The 16,774-nt window shown below is 31.0% G+C and carries 16 protein-coding genes; 1 reads left to right on the top strand and 15 read right to left on the bottom strand.

The window, feature by feature from the left end; translation table 11 throughout:
* On the top strand, positions 1-866 hold an 866-nt coding region (locus tag AJ881_RS09105), incomplete at its 5' end, for a methyl-accepting chemotaxis protein (protein ID WP_261660185.1).
* Positions 867-908: 42 nt separating this feature from the next.
* Here the strand turns inward: AJ881_RS09105 and AJ881_RS09100 are convergent.
* Genes AJ881_RS09100 through AJ881_RS09030 form a run of 15 tightly spaced genes read right to left on the bottom strand, consistent with a single transcriptional unit; the run spans position 909 to position 16,696 of the window.
* Positions 909-3,275 carry a tetratricopeptide repeat protein gene (locus AJ881_RS09100; RefSeq protein ID WP_070283244.1) on the bottom strand — a complete coding sequence of 789 codons (2,367 nt, stop codon included), beginning with the start codon at positions 3,273-3,275 and terminating at the stop codon, positions 909-911.
* 22 nt (positions 3,276-3,297) lie between these two features.
* On the bottom strand, positions 3,298-4,686 hold the full coding sequence (locus AJ881_RS09095; protein ID WP_070283245.1) for an NADH-quinone oxidoreductase subunit N: 1,389 nt from the start codon (positions 4,684-4,686) through the stop codon (positions 3,298-3,300).
* A complete protein-coding gene (locus tag AJ881_RS09090; protein WP_070283246.1) occupies positions 4,676-6,163 on the bottom strand; it encodes an NADH-quinone oxidoreductase subunit M in 1,488 nt (495 codons plus the stop codon). Before AJ881_RS09090 ends, AJ881_RS09095 begins: the two co-directional genes overlap by 11 nt.
* Position 6,164: 1 nt before the next feature.
* Positions 6,165-7,955: an NADH-quinone oxidoreductase subunit L gene (gene nuoL / locus AJ881_RS09085; RefSeq protein ID WP_070252391.1), complete on the bottom strand. Its 1,791-nt coding sequence runs from the start codon at positions 7,953-7,955 to the stop codon at positions 6,165-6,167.
* Between the two features lies 1 nt (position 7,956).
* Positions 7,957-8,253: an NADH-quinone oxidoreductase subunit NuoK gene (nuoK, locus tag AJ881_RS09080; RefSeq protein ID WP_002851490.1), complete on the bottom strand. Its 297-nt coding sequence runs from the start codon at positions 8,251-8,253 to the stop codon at positions 7,957-7,959.
* Entirely contained in the window at positions 8,250-8,768 is a 519-nt protein-coding gene (locus tag AJ881_RS09075; protein ID WP_002856161.1) for an NADH-quinone oxidoreductase subunit J, read from the bottom strand. Before AJ881_RS09075 ends, nuoK begins: the two co-directional genes overlap by 4 nt.
* On the bottom strand, positions 8,765-9,430 hold the full coding sequence (nuoI, locus tag AJ881_RS09070) for an NADH-quinone oxidoreductase subunit NuoI (RefSeq protein WP_070242979.1): 666 nt from the start codon (positions 9,428-9,430) through the stop codon (positions 8,765-8,767). The genes AJ881_RS09075 and nuoI overlap by 4 nt, the downstream gene beginning before the upstream one ends.
* A 9-nt stretch (positions 9,431-9,439) precedes the next feature.
* On the bottom strand, positions 9,440-10,438 hold the full coding sequence (gene nuoH, locus AJ881_RS09065) for an NADH-quinone oxidoreductase subunit NuoH (RefSeq protein WP_070283247.1): 999 nt from the start codon (positions 10,436-10,438) through the stop codon (positions 9,440-9,442).
* The gene (locus tag AJ881_RS09060) at positions 10,431-12,893 is read right to left on the bottom strand and encodes an NADH-quinone oxidoreductase subunit G (RefSeq protein WP_070283248.1); all 2,463 of its coding nucleotides are present in this window, start codon (positions 12,891-12,893) and stop codon (positions 10,431-10,433) included. The genes nuoH and AJ881_RS09060 overlap by 8 nt, the downstream gene beginning before the upstream one ends.
* Positions 12,890-13,582, bottom strand: coding sequence for an NADH dehydrogenase (locus AJ881_RS09055; protein WP_070283249.1), 693 nt, complete (start codon positions 13,580-13,582; stop codon positions 12,890-12,892). Before AJ881_RS09055 ends, AJ881_RS09060 begins: the two co-directional genes overlap by 4 nt.
* A complete protein-coding gene (locus AJ881_RS09050; protein WP_052949807.1) occupies positions 13,579-13,806 on the bottom strand; it encodes an NADH-ubiquinone oxidoreductase subunit E family protein in 228 nt (75 codons plus the stop codon). Before AJ881_RS09050 ends, AJ881_RS09055 begins: the two co-directional genes overlap by 4 nt.
* Complete coding sequence (nuoD, locus tag AJ881_RS09045) at positions 13,803-15,029, bottom strand: NADH dehydrogenase (quinone) subunit D (protein ID WP_002862216.1); 1,227 nt, start codon at positions 15,027-15,029, stop codon at positions 13,803-13,805. Before nuoD ends, AJ881_RS09050 begins: the two co-directional genes overlap by 4 nt.
* A gap of 1 nt (position 15,030) precedes the next feature.
* A complete protein-coding gene (locus AJ881_RS09040) occupies positions 15,031-15,825 on the bottom strand; it encodes an NADH-quinone oxidoreductase subunit C (protein ID WP_079264246.1) in 795 nt (264 codons plus the stop codon).
* Positions 15,822-16,325 carry a NuoB/complex I 20 kDa subunit family protein gene (locus AJ881_RS09035; RefSeq protein ID WP_002777888.1) on the bottom strand — a complete coding sequence of 168 codons (504 nt, stop codon included), beginning with the start codon at positions 16,323-16,325 and terminating at the stop codon, positions 15,822-15,824. The genes AJ881_RS09040 and AJ881_RS09035 overlap by 4 nt, the downstream gene beginning before the upstream one ends.
* Entirely contained in the window at positions 16,307-16,696 is a 390-nt protein-coding gene (locus AJ881_RS09030; protein ID WP_002824972.1) for an NAD(P)H-quinone oxidoreductase subunit 3, read from the bottom strand. Before AJ881_RS09030 ends, AJ881_RS09035 begins: the two co-directional genes overlap by 19 nt.
* Between the last annotated feature and the right edge of the window lie 78 nt (positions 16,697-16,774).

Here is a 16,774-nt window from a genome sequence, read left to right as displayed (position 1 = left end):
AAGCCGTTAAAGAATCAGTTCAAACCGTATCAGTTGTAGAAGGTGGTAATCTAACAGCAAGAATTACTGCTAATCCAAGAAACCCACAACTTATTGAACTTAAAAATGTTCTAAATAAACTTCTTGATGTTTTACAAGCTAGAGTAGGTTCTGATATGAATGTTATTCATAAAATATTTGAAGAATATAAAAACTTAGATTTTAGAAATAAAATCTCTAATGCTTCAGGAAGTGTTGAATTAACTACTAATGCTTTAGGTGATGAAATAGTTAAAATGCTAAAACAAAGTTCAGACTTTGCTAATGCTTTAGCTAATGAAAGTGGAAAATTACAAACTGCTGTTCAAAGCTTAACCACTTCTTCAAATTCTCAAGCTCAATCTTTAGAAGAAACTGCAGCAGCTTTAGAAGAGATCACTTCTTCTATGCAAAATGTTTCAGTTAAAACTAGTGATGTTATCACTCAATCTGAAGAGATTAAAAATGTTACAGGTATCATAGGTGATATTGCAGATCAAATCAATCTTCTAGCTTTAAATGCAGCTATTGAAGCAGCTCGTGCTGGAGAACATGGTAGAGGCTTTGCAGTGGTAGCTGATGAAGTTAGAAAACTAGCTGAGAGAACTCAAAAGTCTTTATCTGAAATAGAAGCTAATACTAATTTACTTGTTCAATCTATCAATGATATGGCAGAAAGTATTAAAGAACAAACTGCAGGTATTACTCAAATCAATGATAGCGTAGCACAAATTGATCAAACTACTAAAGATAATGTTGAAATTGCTAATGAATCAGCTATTATTTCTAGTACAGTAAGTGATATAGCTAATAATATCTTAGAAGATGTTAAGAAGAAGAGGTTTTAATCTTAGATAACTAGCTAAAAAGCTAGTCATCTCTAAATTTACTTATTGATTTAAAATTTGATTTTTACTCTTACATAAATTCTGCCAATTTGAAACACCTTTGATTTCAAGACATTGTTTTAAACTTTCTTTTTCAGCTTGGATATTTTGCATTCTTTCATAAGTTAAAGCTTGGATATATAAAGCTCTTGCCTTATCCTCATCTGAAAGTTTTAATTTAAGCAAATCTGTTAAAACAGCTAAACTTTCTTCATTTTTATTGATTTTAGCCAAAGCATCAAGATACATAAATTCTAAATTAGGACTAAAAAGGTTTATACCTTTAAAATTTTGATAGTCAATGGCCTTAGGTGCGTAAGTTAAAATAGTTGTTTGCATATTATGATCATTAGCATAAGAAAGTAAAGCATCATAAGCTTCTACCATACTAAAATTCATTGGAAAACTTTCTAAAATTTGCAAAATTTTAATGGCTTGATTGTAGTCATTTAAACGCAACAAAGACAAAAATTGCAAATAATAAGCCTTAAAATTCTCATCATCGCTTTTTAAAATTCTAGAATTAGCTATATCTTTAGAAATTTTGATCACCTGAGAATATTGTTTATTATCAAAAAGAATAGATGCTTTTTGAAGACTATAAAATATAGAATCTTCATTATAATTTTTATCTATATAATCAAGTGCTTGTTCAACATTAGAAGTTCTGATAAGACAAGCTAACATTTGTTTTTTATTCTCAATTTTCTGACCTATATCATAAGCGCTAAAACGCATAAAAATATTTGCAGCATTGATACAATTATCAGCTTTTATCGCATTTTTTAAATCATTAACAGCTGCTTTCTCTAAAAATTGAGTAGCATTTGGAATTTTTTTACTTTCTATAAGATCTTTATAAGCTAAAATCGCACTGAAATTTCCCTCTTTATAATAAAGTGCAACATCTTCATCTAAAGCCTTATTTGCAATATTCTCATCTTTATTTGCATATTGCTTCATTAAATCTGTATAACGCTGATGCAAAAAGCTTGCATTATTATCACCTAAAGCAAAGAATACCTCATCACTTGCTTTTTTGATTTCATCTAAATACCTGCCATCTATATAATCATCCATATACAAATCAAGGTATTTTTTAGCATCACTAGATCTGTTAGTATGTGATAAAACTAAGGCTAAATCTTTTAAAGTTTCTTCATAACTTGGATCAAGCTTGGACATTTTAGCAAAGGCGTCTTCATAAATACTTGCACTTATATCAAATTGTCCTTTTTGATTAAATAATTTAGCAAGTTCTAAAGATCTTGGAATATCTTTTCCAAAATATTCAGGATTGGCTTTTAAAATAGTATTAATATACTCTATAGCTTTATTTACTTGCCCATTTGAAAGCAAATTCTTTGCCAAACTCATAGCTGCTCTTGCAGCTAAATCTAAATTTTTTGTATTAAAATAAGTATTTTCATAAATATTTACAGCTTTTTCTTTTTCATTTAAATTATAAATATAGTCTGCATAATCAAGTTTTGATAACTGAGTAAAATAATTATTAGGTTGTTCATTATCCAAAATCGACATTGTATACTCTACATCAGCACGCTGAGCTAAAGCGATATAAGTTCTTAACATTATATGTAAAACTTCTGAAAAATTTTTATCACTTGTAAAAGTACGCGTCCAATTTTTAGCATCATCAATCATCTTTTCTAAAATTTGTTGATCACGCATGCTCGGATCTTGGGTGTAAAGTTTATTTTGAGCTCTTAATTTATATAGTATAAATTCACTAGTAAAAATACTGCCACGATATCTATTGATAGCATTTTGAGCATCAATCGCCACTTGATTGTAATTAGCCTTATCGTATTCTTTTTTGATGCGTAAATAAGTATTAATATCTGCACTTTGAGGGATGACAACAGGATCAGAATTTAAATCCAAAGCTCCAACATAAGGTAAACTCTCATGTGGAAAATTGATATTAAAATCAAGTCCATCATAGTCTTTAACGCGTACTAGTTCTGGTGTAAAAATAAAAGTAAAAGCCTTACTTTTATGCGAACTTGATGAACTGAGTTCTTTATCTATATAAATATTTTGAGAAGTGTCAAACATTCTTGCTTGCATTTTTGGCAAAATGATCATTTTAATTTTTTGAGCTTCTTGTATAAATTTTAAATCAAAAGCAGAAAAACTCTGATCTTTTAATTTATTATCAACCATACCTGCAATATCACATTCAAAATGAACTTTTGCTTCGGTAATAAATTTTTGACATGTAAATTCTAAATCATTACTCGCATGTAAAACTGCAAAAGCTTGATTATTTTCGCGACCCGTGTTTAAAACAAGCTCAAAAGCAAAAGCATTTAAAAAACTTAATAAAATTAAAAATAATATTCTCATAAAAATAATTATAGCAAAACTCTTATAACATTAACAATATAGCAAAAGTGCTTACACAAACACAAAAAGCTAAAATAAAATTTTGTATAAAACTAAACTTAATATTATGAACCCTATCATTTTTCATAAATAAAGCATGAATTAAAATCTTTAAATACGCATAAAGCATAATAACAGAAGATAAAGCCACAAAAAGCGCCAAATACCAATATCCATTTAAAATTGCTGTATTTAAAATCATAAATTTACCCCAAAACACTCCAAAAGGCGGGATACCTGCTAAAGAAAGCACACTAATGCTTAAGCAAAAAGCAATTAAAGGTTTTTTAACCAAAAGCCCATTTAAACTCTCATAAGAATTATTCTCATAATTGCTTAAAATCATAAATACAGCATAATTTGCAAAAGCAAATAAAGTCCAATATCCAAAAATAGCAAGCAAAATTCCATCAAAATTTTGTTCTTTTAATAAAGGAATACAAGCTACCAAAACCAAAGAAGAATGCACTACAGAACTATAAGCAAACATTTTTTTGATATTGTTTTGACTTAGAGCCGCAAAAGCACCTATAAGCATAGAAAAAATCGCTAGAACTATTATGATATATTCAAAACCTGTATTATTTAAAAAATCAAACAAACGAATAACCACAACCAACATGGCAACTTTTGGCACAACTGAAATAAAAGCAACCAAATTTGTATGTGCTGCATAATACACGTCTTTAAGCCAAAAATGAAAAGGCGCCAAAGAAAGCTTAATTGCACAAAGAATGAAAATCATCACTCCAGCACCCAAAAGCATGGGATCTTTTTGAAACTCATTTTTTAACGCTAAATTAGCAGATAAATCTAAAGTTCCTGTTTTTAAATAAATAAAAGCTACAGCCATAACAAAAAACCCAGCTCCTACAGCCGCTACACTAAAGTATTTTATCGCACTTGAAATAGCATTATTACTTCCACGCATTGCTATTAAAGTATAAAGTGCCAAAGAAGAACTTTCAAGTCCTATAAAAATAAGTACTAAATTTGAGCTTGAAACCATCAAAAGCAAAGATGCAATCATAAATAAAAATAAAGCATAAAATTCACCTTGATTTTCTTCTTTTTGCATTAAAAGATATAAAAATGAAAAACACAAAATCACCAAAGAAGCATAAAATGAAACAATATCATTATTTAAAGTAGCCAAAAAAGCTTTTGCTTCTAAACCTTGAGCATTTGCATTATTTAAAATCAAAAAAGCACTTACAATTAAAGATAAAGAACTTATGCCAATATAAAACGATCGATGAAATTTCCAAAAACCAGAGCAAAGCAAAAGAACTATTGCAGTTGTAATTAAAAATAAAAATGGATAAGATAAGCTTATATTTAAAAGTTCTAAATTTAAAAAATTATTTAACATTTGCCTCTCCTATTTTAGATAAAAAATCTAAAGTATTTTGCTCCACAGCTCTAATATTCATTGTTTTTATAAGATTATCCACATCTTTTTGTATCGGCTTTAAAAGTATATTTGGCATAAGCCCTAGTCCAAAAATCATTACTACAATACACACAAGCGCTACTATTTCTCTAAAGCGTAAAGAAAAACTCTCTATAAAGCTTTGTTTTTGCATGAAAAATATTTTTCTAAATACTGCAAACATATAAATCGCTCCTAAAATAATCACCAAACCTGCCAACAAAGCGTAAAATAAATTAATCTTTGCTATACCTAAAAGAATTAAAAACTCTCCCACAAAAGAAACAGTTAAAGGCAAAGAAACACTCGCAAGTAAAATTAGCATAAAGAAAATTGAAAATAAAGGTGCTTTTTTGGCCAAAGAATGGTAAAAAGAAATATCATAAGTATGATATCTTTGGTGTAAAAGTTCAACCATTAAAAATAAAGCTCCCGTTACAATACCGTGTGCAAACATATAAAAAACCGCACCACTAATACCCAAAGCATTTAAAGAAAAAATTCCCAAAATCATCACACCAAGATGTGAAATAGAACTATAAGCGATCAATTCTTTAATATTTTCTGCTCTATAAGCAATTAAAGCATTATAAACGATACTCACTATGCATAAAGCTACAATTAAAGGCATAAAATACACACTCGCATCTGGAAAAAGTGGTAAACAAAAAAGTAAAAATCCAAAAGGAGCCATTTTAAAAACTACAAGTATTACAGAAACAAGCACAGGCGAATTTGCATAAACCTTAGGTGCCCAAGTATGAAGTGGAAATAAAGGAGCTTTGATAGCAAAAGCGATAAAAAATGCTCCAAAAAGTAAAAGTTGCTCTGTGAAATTTACTGCTGAGGCATTATTTTTCCAAATTTCCAAGTCAAAAGTGAAGATATTTAAAAGTTGATAATTTAAATAAGCTTGATAAATCAATGCTACAAGCATTAAAATTGAACCCGCAAAAGCATAGATAAAAAATTTCACCCCTGCTCTAAAATCTTTACCATAAACTCCCATAATATAAAGCAAAGGCAAAAGAGAAAATTCCCAAAAAACATAAAACAACAAACCATCTTTTGCACTAAAAAGTCCCATAATGGCAAATTCTAAAAAGAATATACAAGATACAAGTGCTTTTTGTTCCAGCTTTAAAAATAAAAAGCTTAAAAATATCATCAAAGAACTTAAAAGCATCAATATAAGTGCGATACTGTCTACTCCTACATGAAAGCTAAAAAATTTCAAAATTTTAAAAGAGAGATTATAATCAAAACTTGCCCCTTGTAAAAAATCCGCAAAAATATCCAAACTTAAAGCCAAAATCATAAAACTTACAACAACGCTAAAAACCTTAACGCCTCCGCGATTTAAAAGCAAAACCACAAAAGCAGAAATTAAAGGAAAAAATATCAAATAATTTAGCATTTTACACCATCCATACCAAAATCAACAAAATCACAAAAGCTGCCACCAAAAATCTAAGCATTAAGTTTAAGCTGTTTGGCATAATCATTTTTTGTGAAATAATTTGGGAATACAAAGCAATTTTTTCAACTATTCTATCAAAAATATAAAGATCACAATGCTTTAAAATCGCACATAAACTTTCATATTTTGAAACAATAAATTGATGATAGAATTTAGGAATAAAATAATCATTACTTAAAAGTTTGTGAATTTTATTTTCTTCAATACTTTCTTTAAACCAAGAATTTTTATAAGCAAAAATAGCCAAAATTACACCCAAAATAGCTACTACACTCGCACTAATCATTACAATTTGATTTTGTGCATCGATAAAAACTAATTTTGTGCTTAAATATTCAAAAAAACTATGTTCAAAAAATCCTGCAACAATAGCTAAAACCATCAAAGGACTCATAGCCAAAAGTGCGATTTTACTTGCTTCATGTGGATGTTCATCATGTCTTGCAGGGGTAAAAAATACCAACATTAAAAGTCTAAAGCTATAAAATGCTGTTAAAAAAGCTGCGATTAAAAGCACCAAAAAAATACCATGGTGAAAAGAAATGAAAGAATATCCTAAAATCAAATCTTTAGAGAAAAATCCTGCAAAAGGATAAATTCCTGCTAAAGCTAAAGATCCTATACACATCAAAATAGCTGTAAATTTTAAAGGTTTAAAAAGTCCACCCATTTTTTTAATGTCTAATTTATCATTCATAGCATGCATTACATTTCCAGCACCTAAAAAAAGTAAAGATTTAAAAAAAGCATGTGTAGCTAAGTGAAATAAAGCTATACCATAAGCCCCAAGTCCTGCAGCTACAAACATATATCCAAGTTGCGATAAGGTAGAATAAGCAATAATGCGTTTTAAATCCCTAGCCACCAAAGCCATAGAGGCTGCAAAAATCGCTACAAAAGCTCCAAGTAAGGCAATAATATAAGAAACCTCAGGAACTAAATCATAAAGCGTACTCGCACGAATTACCAAATAAACCCCCGCTGTTACCATGGTTGCTGCATGGATTAATGCAGAAACAGGGGTTGGCCCTGCCATAGCATCAGCAAGCCAAGTGTGAAAAGGAAATTGTGCAGATTTTCCCATAGCCCCTATAAATAAACAAGTTGCGATTAAGATCAAAGCGTTGTGATCTAGGCTTTGTGCCATGGAAAAAACTTCATCATATTTTAAAGTTCCTGCTTGTAAATAAAGCCAAAAAATTCCTAAAAGCATACCCAAATCCGCAATACGATTCATAATAAAGGCTTCATTAGCCGCAAAAGAATAAGTATTATTTTTATACCAAAAACCTATGAGCAACCAAGAGCAAAGCCCAACACCTTCCCAACCTACAAAAAGTCCTAAGAAATTATCACTCATAACTAAAAAAAGCATAGAAAAGACAAAAAGCCCCAAATAAGCAAAAAATTTATTAAAACCTTCATCATGAGCCATATAAAAAATACTATAAAAATGCACACAAGTAGCTACAATACCTACAACACTCATCATAGTAAGCGAAATAGCATCTATATCAAATCCAAAATTTACTCCAGCAAACCATTCAAACAAACTCACATTAAAAGCTTCATTGCAAAAAAGCAAATACAAAGAACAAAAAGCACTCAAAGCTATTAGAAGTGAGCAAATTATCCCTACAAATTGTTTTTTCTCACTCAAAGCAAAACAACTTGCAAACAAAAAAGCTATAAAAGGACTAAAAAGAGAAATCAAAGCCAAATTTTGCATACTAAGCCTCCACTTCTTTTAAACTTTTTAACTCTAAAGTGCCTTTTCTTCTATACCAAAGCACACACAAAGCTACACCAACAGCTACTTCACAAGCCGCTACACCCATGATAAAAAGTGCAAAAACCTGTCCATTTAAATCATTGTGCATTTTAGAAGCTGCTACCAAGGCTAAATTAGCACTATTTAATAAAATTTCACTCGAAATAAAAAGCATAATGAGATTTTGTCTTTTTAAAATCCCTACAAGCCCTATAACAAACATTAAAATAGCGACAAAAAAATACTTTTCTATCATTGTTTTTCCTTTGTAAGCTCTTTATGAGTAAGAGTGATAGCACAAACTAAAGCAATCAAAAGCAAAATAGCTATAAATTCAAAAGCTAAAAGATATTTTGAAAAAATCGCTAAAGCCAGTTGTTTATTAAAATCAAACAAAGCAGGATCATTTAAAGGCAAATCCGTGCTGATATTTTGGTATTTAAAACCTATAAGCATGGCCAAAAGTAAAATTGCACTTAAAACTACCAAAGTAAAAAAACTTTTTTTAGCTTTAAGTTGTTCTTTAAATTCTTTAGAAGCATCAAAAAACATCATCGCAAAACTATAAAGTCCAAGTACAGCTCCACTATAAACAATAATTTGTATCACGCCTAAAAACTCTGCATCAAGTAAAAAATAAAATCCCGATAAAAACACCATTCCACCCGCTAAAGCCGAAAGAGAATAAAGCATATTTTTACTTAAAACCGCAATGCCAAAAAAGCCTAAAACCACTACACTAAAAAATACAAAAGCCAAATTTTCTATCATTTATTTTCTCCTTGTGAAGCTAAATTTGGCAAAACGCATTGTTCATCTGTGCATAAATTTTTCTCTCTTTCTTGCATTACATCATAATAATTTGGCGTTTTTTTAACCCACAAATTTGCATCCTTTCTAAGACTTCCTGCTCCTTCAAATTCAACTTGATTTTTAAGCTTATCAATAGGAGTTAAAAAATCTTGCTTATAGCCAAAATAAGACCTTTGCTCAGCTGCATTTTCATACTCTGTTCCATGTACTATAGCAAGTTCAGGGCAAACCTCAGCACAAAAACCACAATAAATACAACGCCCTAAATTAATACTATAATTTCCTACTTTTTTACGCCCATTTTCATCTAAAGAAGTTTCCATTCTAATACAATTGCTAATGCAAATTTTTTCGCAAAGCCCACAACCTATACATCTTTCGTTTTCGCTTTCTATAAAACGCATCAAACGATGGACAGCACGGTAACGATTGTCAAGCTTTACCTTTTCAAAAGGATATTTAATCGTAGCGCTATTATTTCTCTTAAGTAATTCTCTCATCATCACAAAAAGTCCTACAAAAAGCTCTAGCTTAACGCTTCTATGCAAAGCTTGTGAAATTTTCTCCCAAGCGCTAACAGGAGTTTTTCTTTTCTCATCCACTAAATAATAATTTTTCATATTAAACTCCTATAAAAGAACTGCCAAAGCAGTGATTAAAAGGTTTAAAACCGCTAAAGGGATTAAGATCAAATAGCACATTTTCATCACTTGATCTGGGCGCAATTGCGGAAAAGCAGCTCTTGCCCAAAAATACCAAAAGAAAATAAAACTTGATTTTACTATCATCATAATCCAACCAGGAATAATCCAAAAGCTATTAAAACCTCCTAAAAACAAAAGAGTTACCAAAATAGCTCCAGCTATCATAGAAGTATATTCACCTATGAAAAACATGCCCCATCTTAAACCCGAATACTCCGTTCCATAACCCGCTACAATTTCAGCATCATTTTCTGTCAAACAAAGCGGAGTTCTATTAGTCTCTATAAATAAAGCAATTATAAAAAGTACAAAAGCCAAGGGCTGTTTAAAAATAAGCCAAGAAAAAAATCCATCGCTTTGATAATTGTTAATATCCACCAAAGAAAAAGAACCTACAAGCATTACAACAGCAATCAAAGCCAAAGCTCCTACGCTTTCATAGGAAATAATCGCTACAAGCCCTCTTGCAGCCCCTAAAATCGACCATTTATTATTACTTGCAAGTCCACCCAAAAACACCGCATAAAAGCAAAGTCCTGAAGTACCGATGACAAAAAGCAAAGCTACATTGATATCTGCCACTATAGGCTGAATCACCCTTCCAAATAAAGTAAATTCAGGTAGCATAGGAATAACTGCTAAAGAAACAAAAGCACAAATAGCAGAAATCAAAGGTGCTATAGCAAAAATAAATTTTTGCGAATTTGAAGGGATTATATCTTCTTTGGTAAAAAGTTTTATCATATCAGCTACAAGTTGAATAAGCCCAAAAGGCCCTACCATATCAGGCCCTATGCGTCTTTGAAAATAAGCTAAAACTTTTCTTTCAGCATAAGTTGCAAGACCTGCCAAACTCGCAAATATTGCAATGACAATAATACATTTAATTAAAACCTCTAAAGCAAAAAAAGCAAAATCACTCATGGCTTGCTCCTAATTTTTCTAAATTCGCCACAACAAATCTTTCGTCAAAAAAGCTTAGCGTGTCAAGTTTTTCATCAAAATACGGCAAGAAAGCTCCATTTTTTATATCCTTATCCACACGCACACTAAGGCTTAACTCTTTATCTTTTATTTTAAGTTTTACAAGATCTTTATCTTTTAAATTTTTCTCTTTGGCTAAATTTTCACTTACACCTAAAAAAATCGCTTCATTAATCGCACTAGCACGATTTGAAAATCTACCAAATTGATAGCTAGGATTAGCACTATAAAGCAAAATTTCATCTTCTTTTGGGTTTAAATTTTCAAAATTTGGAGAGACGAATTCTTTTTTAGCAACTTGTTTAAAACATTCTAAATTAAGCTCATATCCCCTTTTACAATCGCCTGCATTGGTATAAAAATTGTCTAAATGATCAAAATCAATCGGAGAAAAACCTTTATTTATAGGGAGTCTCTTAGTATAATTTATAGTATATTCCTCATCAAAACCTAAAGCATTAGCTAAATCATTTAAAAAATATCCCTTAAATTCTAAAGCAGCGTTAGTTGGCACCACTCTTTTATCATAATTTAAAAAAGTTCCTTCTTGCTGATTTAAACTCGCACTAGCTAAATTTGCATGCTCTTCATAAGAAAAACTAAAATCACCTTTTTCATTGTAGCCTAAAGTCTTGCCTTCTTGTGTGTTTTTATCCAAATCACAAATCATAGCCACACCTAAGGTATTAGTATGCGTAGGATTTAAAAAGACTTTAAAAGGAGTGGTATTTTGGATCAAAGCAAGTAATTTAGCAAGTTTTTTGGCATTTTTATGAAAATAAAAATCACTCCCTATAACAAGAGTAAAATTTACTTTTTTGAGCAATAAATCTTCTAATTTATCTTCATCTATGCCTAAATTTTTAGCAAAAACAGAGCGTTGTACTTCTATGATTTTTTTTACTTTTTTAGGTACGACTTTTTTTACTTCTTTTTGGATTTCATTACCTTCTTCATCTTTTTCTATGACTTGTTCTACAACTTCTTCGTTGATACTTTCTTCTATTTCTTTATTTTCGCTAACAAAAAACTCTGCTAAATGAGTTTTAATACCTTCATCTTGGCTAAATTTTTGAAGTAAAAAATATAAAATTTGCTCTTCATCGCCACTTTTATGAATGTGCGGGATAAAATTTTTAGAATATTTTGCTATACCCACATCTTCCATAGGATGAAAATAAAGCCCTGAACCTTTATTCATCACTAAAGCATTATTGATTTTATAACTAAGCGTTGGAGCATCATATCTTAAAAGCATTCCAGCTACAACTAAAAAATCACTTTTTGTTATATCTTGAGTATTAGCACTATAAAACTCGCCAGAATTAGCGATAAATTCTTGTAAAAATTCTTTAAATTTCAAAGCTTCTTCATTGATCAAAGAAAGATTAAATTTCTTTTTTAAATTTTGTAAAATCAAAGCTTCTTCATTGGTAATAAAACTATTAAATTTAATGTTTTTAATTTCATTTTTCTCAAAAAGCTCCACAAGTTCTTCAAAGGCTTTTTCATCTTTATCTGATTCATTTTGCGTATCAAAAGCAAATCTTGCAGCCTTATTTAAACTCGCAAAGGCAAAATCATTACTCACACGATAAATTTTTTCTTTTTGATTGCTAATACCACTTTGCTTAATATCATAATACATCAACTCACAATCGCTTGAATGCGGATTTGAAGCAGGGATTCTTTTAAGTTCCCAAATATTTGAAGTGTATTGAAATTTCGAACCTATCAAAGCTCCTGTTGGACACACGCTTGTACATTCTCCACAAAATGAACAATCAAGCGTATCGCCATTTGCAGGGCCTATCAAACTTTTTTGAAATTTAGTCCAAATCGCATAAGCATCTTTTCCCATGCTCTCTTTAAAGCTATTATCCACACTATCTCCGCCACGAGGAACAGTCTTTAAAGCACTTTCGCCGATTTTATCCTTACAAACTGTAATACAACGCTCACATACTATGCAAAGCGCGGGATCATAATTAATCATTCCCCAATGTTTATGTGGTTTATGCGTGTCTTTAATCCAATGTTTTTGAACATTTACACGACTTTTATGAGTGAAATTTTGCAATTCACACTCGCCTGATTTATCGCAAACCCCACATTCTAAAGGATGATTAATACAATAAGCTTGCATGATCTCATTTCTTTCATCCCAAAGATTTTGCAAATCACTTTCTACAACCATACCCTCTTTTGCTTTAGTATTGCAAGAATATACCTTTTTACCATCAGCTTCAACCATACACATACGACAAGCCAAAGTAGGACTACAGCCCGAAAGATAGCAAATCGCTGGGATAAAAATATCATTTCTTCTTGCTATATTTAAAATATATTCGCCTTCTTCAAAGGCGCAATCGATACCATTAATCTTAACTGTCATTTTGCTTCCTTTATGCGAATTGGAGTAAAATCAAAACCATTGTTTTCATAATTTAAAAAAGCTATGGTGCCTTGTAAATTTTCATCTAAACAAAGCTTGGCTTTAAGACTAAAATCTTTAGCCAAAATTTCAACTTCACTTTGATCTTTACATTTTGCAATTTGTAAAAATTGCCTTGAACAATGTAAATTTTTATCTTGCAAATTTGCTCTAAAAAGCACTAAACCATCATAATTATCTAGTTCTTTTAAGGTGTTTAATTTTGCCTTTTTAAAATCGCATTCTTCTTCATCGCTATCTAAAATCTTTAATTCATATTTTACGCTTAAGAAATTCAAAAAATATTTGATATTTTCGCTATCTTTATAAAAATGGATATTTTTATCTATAATTAAATACTTAGCCTCTTTTAAAAAAGCAAGCACTTCACCTGCTTCTTCCTCTCCAAAACAAGATTCAGCACTTAAATATCCCTCATCTAAATCGCAAAAATGCCCTTCATCACTTAATTTACAAAGCAAGGCCAAAACAAAACTCAAACTTGCAATTTCGCATTTGTAAAATTTAGCTTTTAAATTTTTATCTTCCAAACAAGAAATATTAATGCTATTTACACCTATTTTTTCACATAAATTTTTGTTTTTAAGGCTTGGCATATCTAAAAAACAAAGAGCATTATCATAAATCATACCCTCTCCTTTTTTATAACAATAGTCCAATCCACTTGATTAAATTTCAAAGAATTTAAAAGCTCGCAACCTTGTTCTTTTACAAAAGAAAAACTTTTTTCAACAGGAGAAAAATCGCCGATTTCAAAAAGCACCACTAAAACCTCACCTTGTTTTGCTTCTTTTATGATTTGTGCTAAATCTTCAAAAAGCTCTTTGCTTTTTCTTAAATCTACTCTTTTCATCGATCTATCTCACCTAAAACTATATTTACATTACCCATAATGGCTACAACATCAGCCAAATAAGTACCTACAAGCATTTCTTCAAAAAACGCACAATGCCAATAACTAGGCGTTCTAGCCTTTAAACGATAAGGTCTTCCTGTACCATCACTATGGATAAAAAAGCCAAGCTCACCTTTTGGACTTTCAGTAGGCACATAAACTTCGCCTTTAGGAGGTTTTAAACCTTGAGTAATTAAAACAAAATGCTGCATTAAGGAATAATTCTGCGTTAAAATTTGTTCCTTTGAAGCACTTACATACTCAGGATGCGTAGCTAAAATTTCAGGCGGAGTATCTTTATAAAGCGTGGCACATTGTCTAAGGATTTTTAAACTTTCACGAAATTCTTGCATATAAACTTTATATCTTGCATAAGAATCCCCTTGCGTAGCATAAGGCACACCAAATTCAACTTCATTATAAAGCAAATAAGGCTCTTCTTTGCGTATATCGTATTTTATACCGCTTCCTCTTAACATCACACCTGTACAACCCCAATTTAAGGCTTGTTCTTTGGTAACCACACCTACATTTTCAGTTCTTAAACGCCAAATTCTATTATCATCTAAAAGATCTTCATAATCTTTTAAATCATTTGGAAATTTATCGCAAAATGCAAGCATTTCTTCTAAATAATTCTCAGGTAAATCAAGCATAACCCCACCTATTCTCATAGAAGAATGCGTAAGCCTTGCACCGCAATACTTTTCTATCAAATCCAAAACATATTCACGTTCTCTAAAGCAGTATAAAAACACACTCATCGCACCAATATCAAGCGCATGAGTGGCAAGCCAAAGTAAATGCGATGCGATACGGTTTAATTCTAAAAGTATCATGCGTATGACTGCTGCACGGCGTGGAATCTCTAAACCACAAAGCTTTTCAACCGCTGCACAATAAGCATAATTATTCGCTGAAGCGGCGATATAATCCATTCTATCAGTAGTAGGAATAAATTCTTGATAAATCATATTTTCAGCCATTTTTTCCATACCACGATGCATATAACCTATACAAGGACGTGCTTTTACAACTTGCTCTCCATCAAGTTCTAAAATAAGACGTAAATTTCCATGTGCTGAAGGGTGTTGAGGGCCTAAATTGATAATCATTTTTGAGTCTTCTTGCTCAAAAGCTATATTTTCATAATAAGGTTTTAACTTGCTAGGAATTTGCATTTTAACGCCTTTTCTCTAAAATTTTTGCTTCATCACGTTTTACTTTTTTTACAAAAGCTACGCCTTCATCTTCTTGATATTCTTGTTTAAAGGAAATTTCCTTCTTTTGACCACCTTTTGGCACTTCATGATAAAGTCTTGCAAAATTTAGCGTATCTTTATCATCAACAAAACCAGAATCTCTTTGTTCTTCACCCACTACTTCACGATATTCTTTACCAAAAATTTTATCAATCTCATACCATCTTGCAAACTCATCACCCTTTAAAGGATAAGTTTTTAAAAGCGGATGTCCAAACCAATCATCAGGCATTAAAATGCGTTTTAAATTGGGATGATTTATGATGAAAATTCCAAACATGTCATAAATTTCTCTCTCACTCCAATTTGCCCCTTTAAAAACATGAGCCACGCTTTGCAAACGCTCTTTTACACCTACAAAAGTTTTTATTCTCACTCTTAATTTTTTTTCTAAATTTAAAAGCTGATAAAACACTTCAAAACCATTTCTATCTGCTATAAAATCAATAGCACTTGCCTCTGTAAAACTTAAATACCCTAAAGTTTTAAGCATTTGCAAGGTTTTAACATTGTCTTCTTTTTTAATTTCTATTACCCAAAAATCAAGCTCTACAAAGGAATTTAAAATTTCTACTTGAGTTTTTAAAACTTCAAAATCATCTTTAAAAACACTTTCATTAACATCAGATTTTACAGTGTGTGGTGCGTGATAAAATCTATCTTTGTAATAATTTTGAGTTTGAGCATTTTTTTTATCGCTATACTTTCTCATCATACCAACCTTTTAGGTGCGATCTTGCGACTTGCTTTTTCTTTGCGAATCTTTTTTTGCAAAATCATCAAAGCAAACTGAAAACTTTCGGGGCGTGGAGCACAGCCTGGTACATAAATATCTACAGGTATAATTCTATCCACTCCTTGAACAGTAGAATAAGTATTAAACATACCACCTGTATTGGCACAACTTCCCATAGAAATCACCCATTTAGGATCAGGCATTTGATCATAAAGTCTTCTTGTAAATTCAGCGTGTTTTTTACATAAAGTTCCTGCGATAATCATCACCTCACTATGGCGTGGTGAAGCTCTAAAAATCGTTCCAAATCTATCAAAATCATATCTTGAACCCCCAGCCGCCATCATCTCAATCGCACAACAGGCAAGTCCATAAGATAAAGCCCATAAAGAATTACTCCTACCCCATTGAACTAGTTTATCAACGCTAGTTAAAACGACGGGCAAACCACTTGCATAATTTACTTGATGCTCTGCCATGCAAACGCTCCTTTTTTATAAGCATATAAAAATCCAACTCCTAAAAGTACGATAAAAACAAAAACTTCTAAAAGCCCAAACCAACCTAAATCTTTAAAAATCAAAGCCCAAGGAAATAAAAACACAACTTCTATATCCAAAAGTATGAAGATTAAGGCGATGATGAAAAATTGAGAGTTAATCTTGTTAGCTTGTTTAACAGGAATAGGACCACATTCATAAATTCCAAGTCCTAATTTTTTGCGATTTTTTGCGGCAAAATTATTACCAATTTTTGAAGCTAAAAAAACCAGTCCAAAAAAAATAACACTAGCAAGTACTAGCATTAAAAAAATACCAAAATAAGGATGCGAAGCATCTATATGAGACATTTATTCTCCTTTTTTAAAGCACTTTAATCACTCCACAACAAAAATTAAATTTACACTTTTCTTTATTTTACTCTAAAC

This window comes from Campylobacter sp. BCW_6460 (genome assembly GCF_001762705.1).
GTDB lineage: Bacteria > Campylobacterota > Campylobacteria > Campylobacterales > Campylobacteraceae > Campylobacter_D > Campylobacter_D jejuni.
The sequence above is the reverse complement of the archived record's forward strand: the minus strand, read 5'-3'. Positions and strand labels throughout refer to the sequence as shown.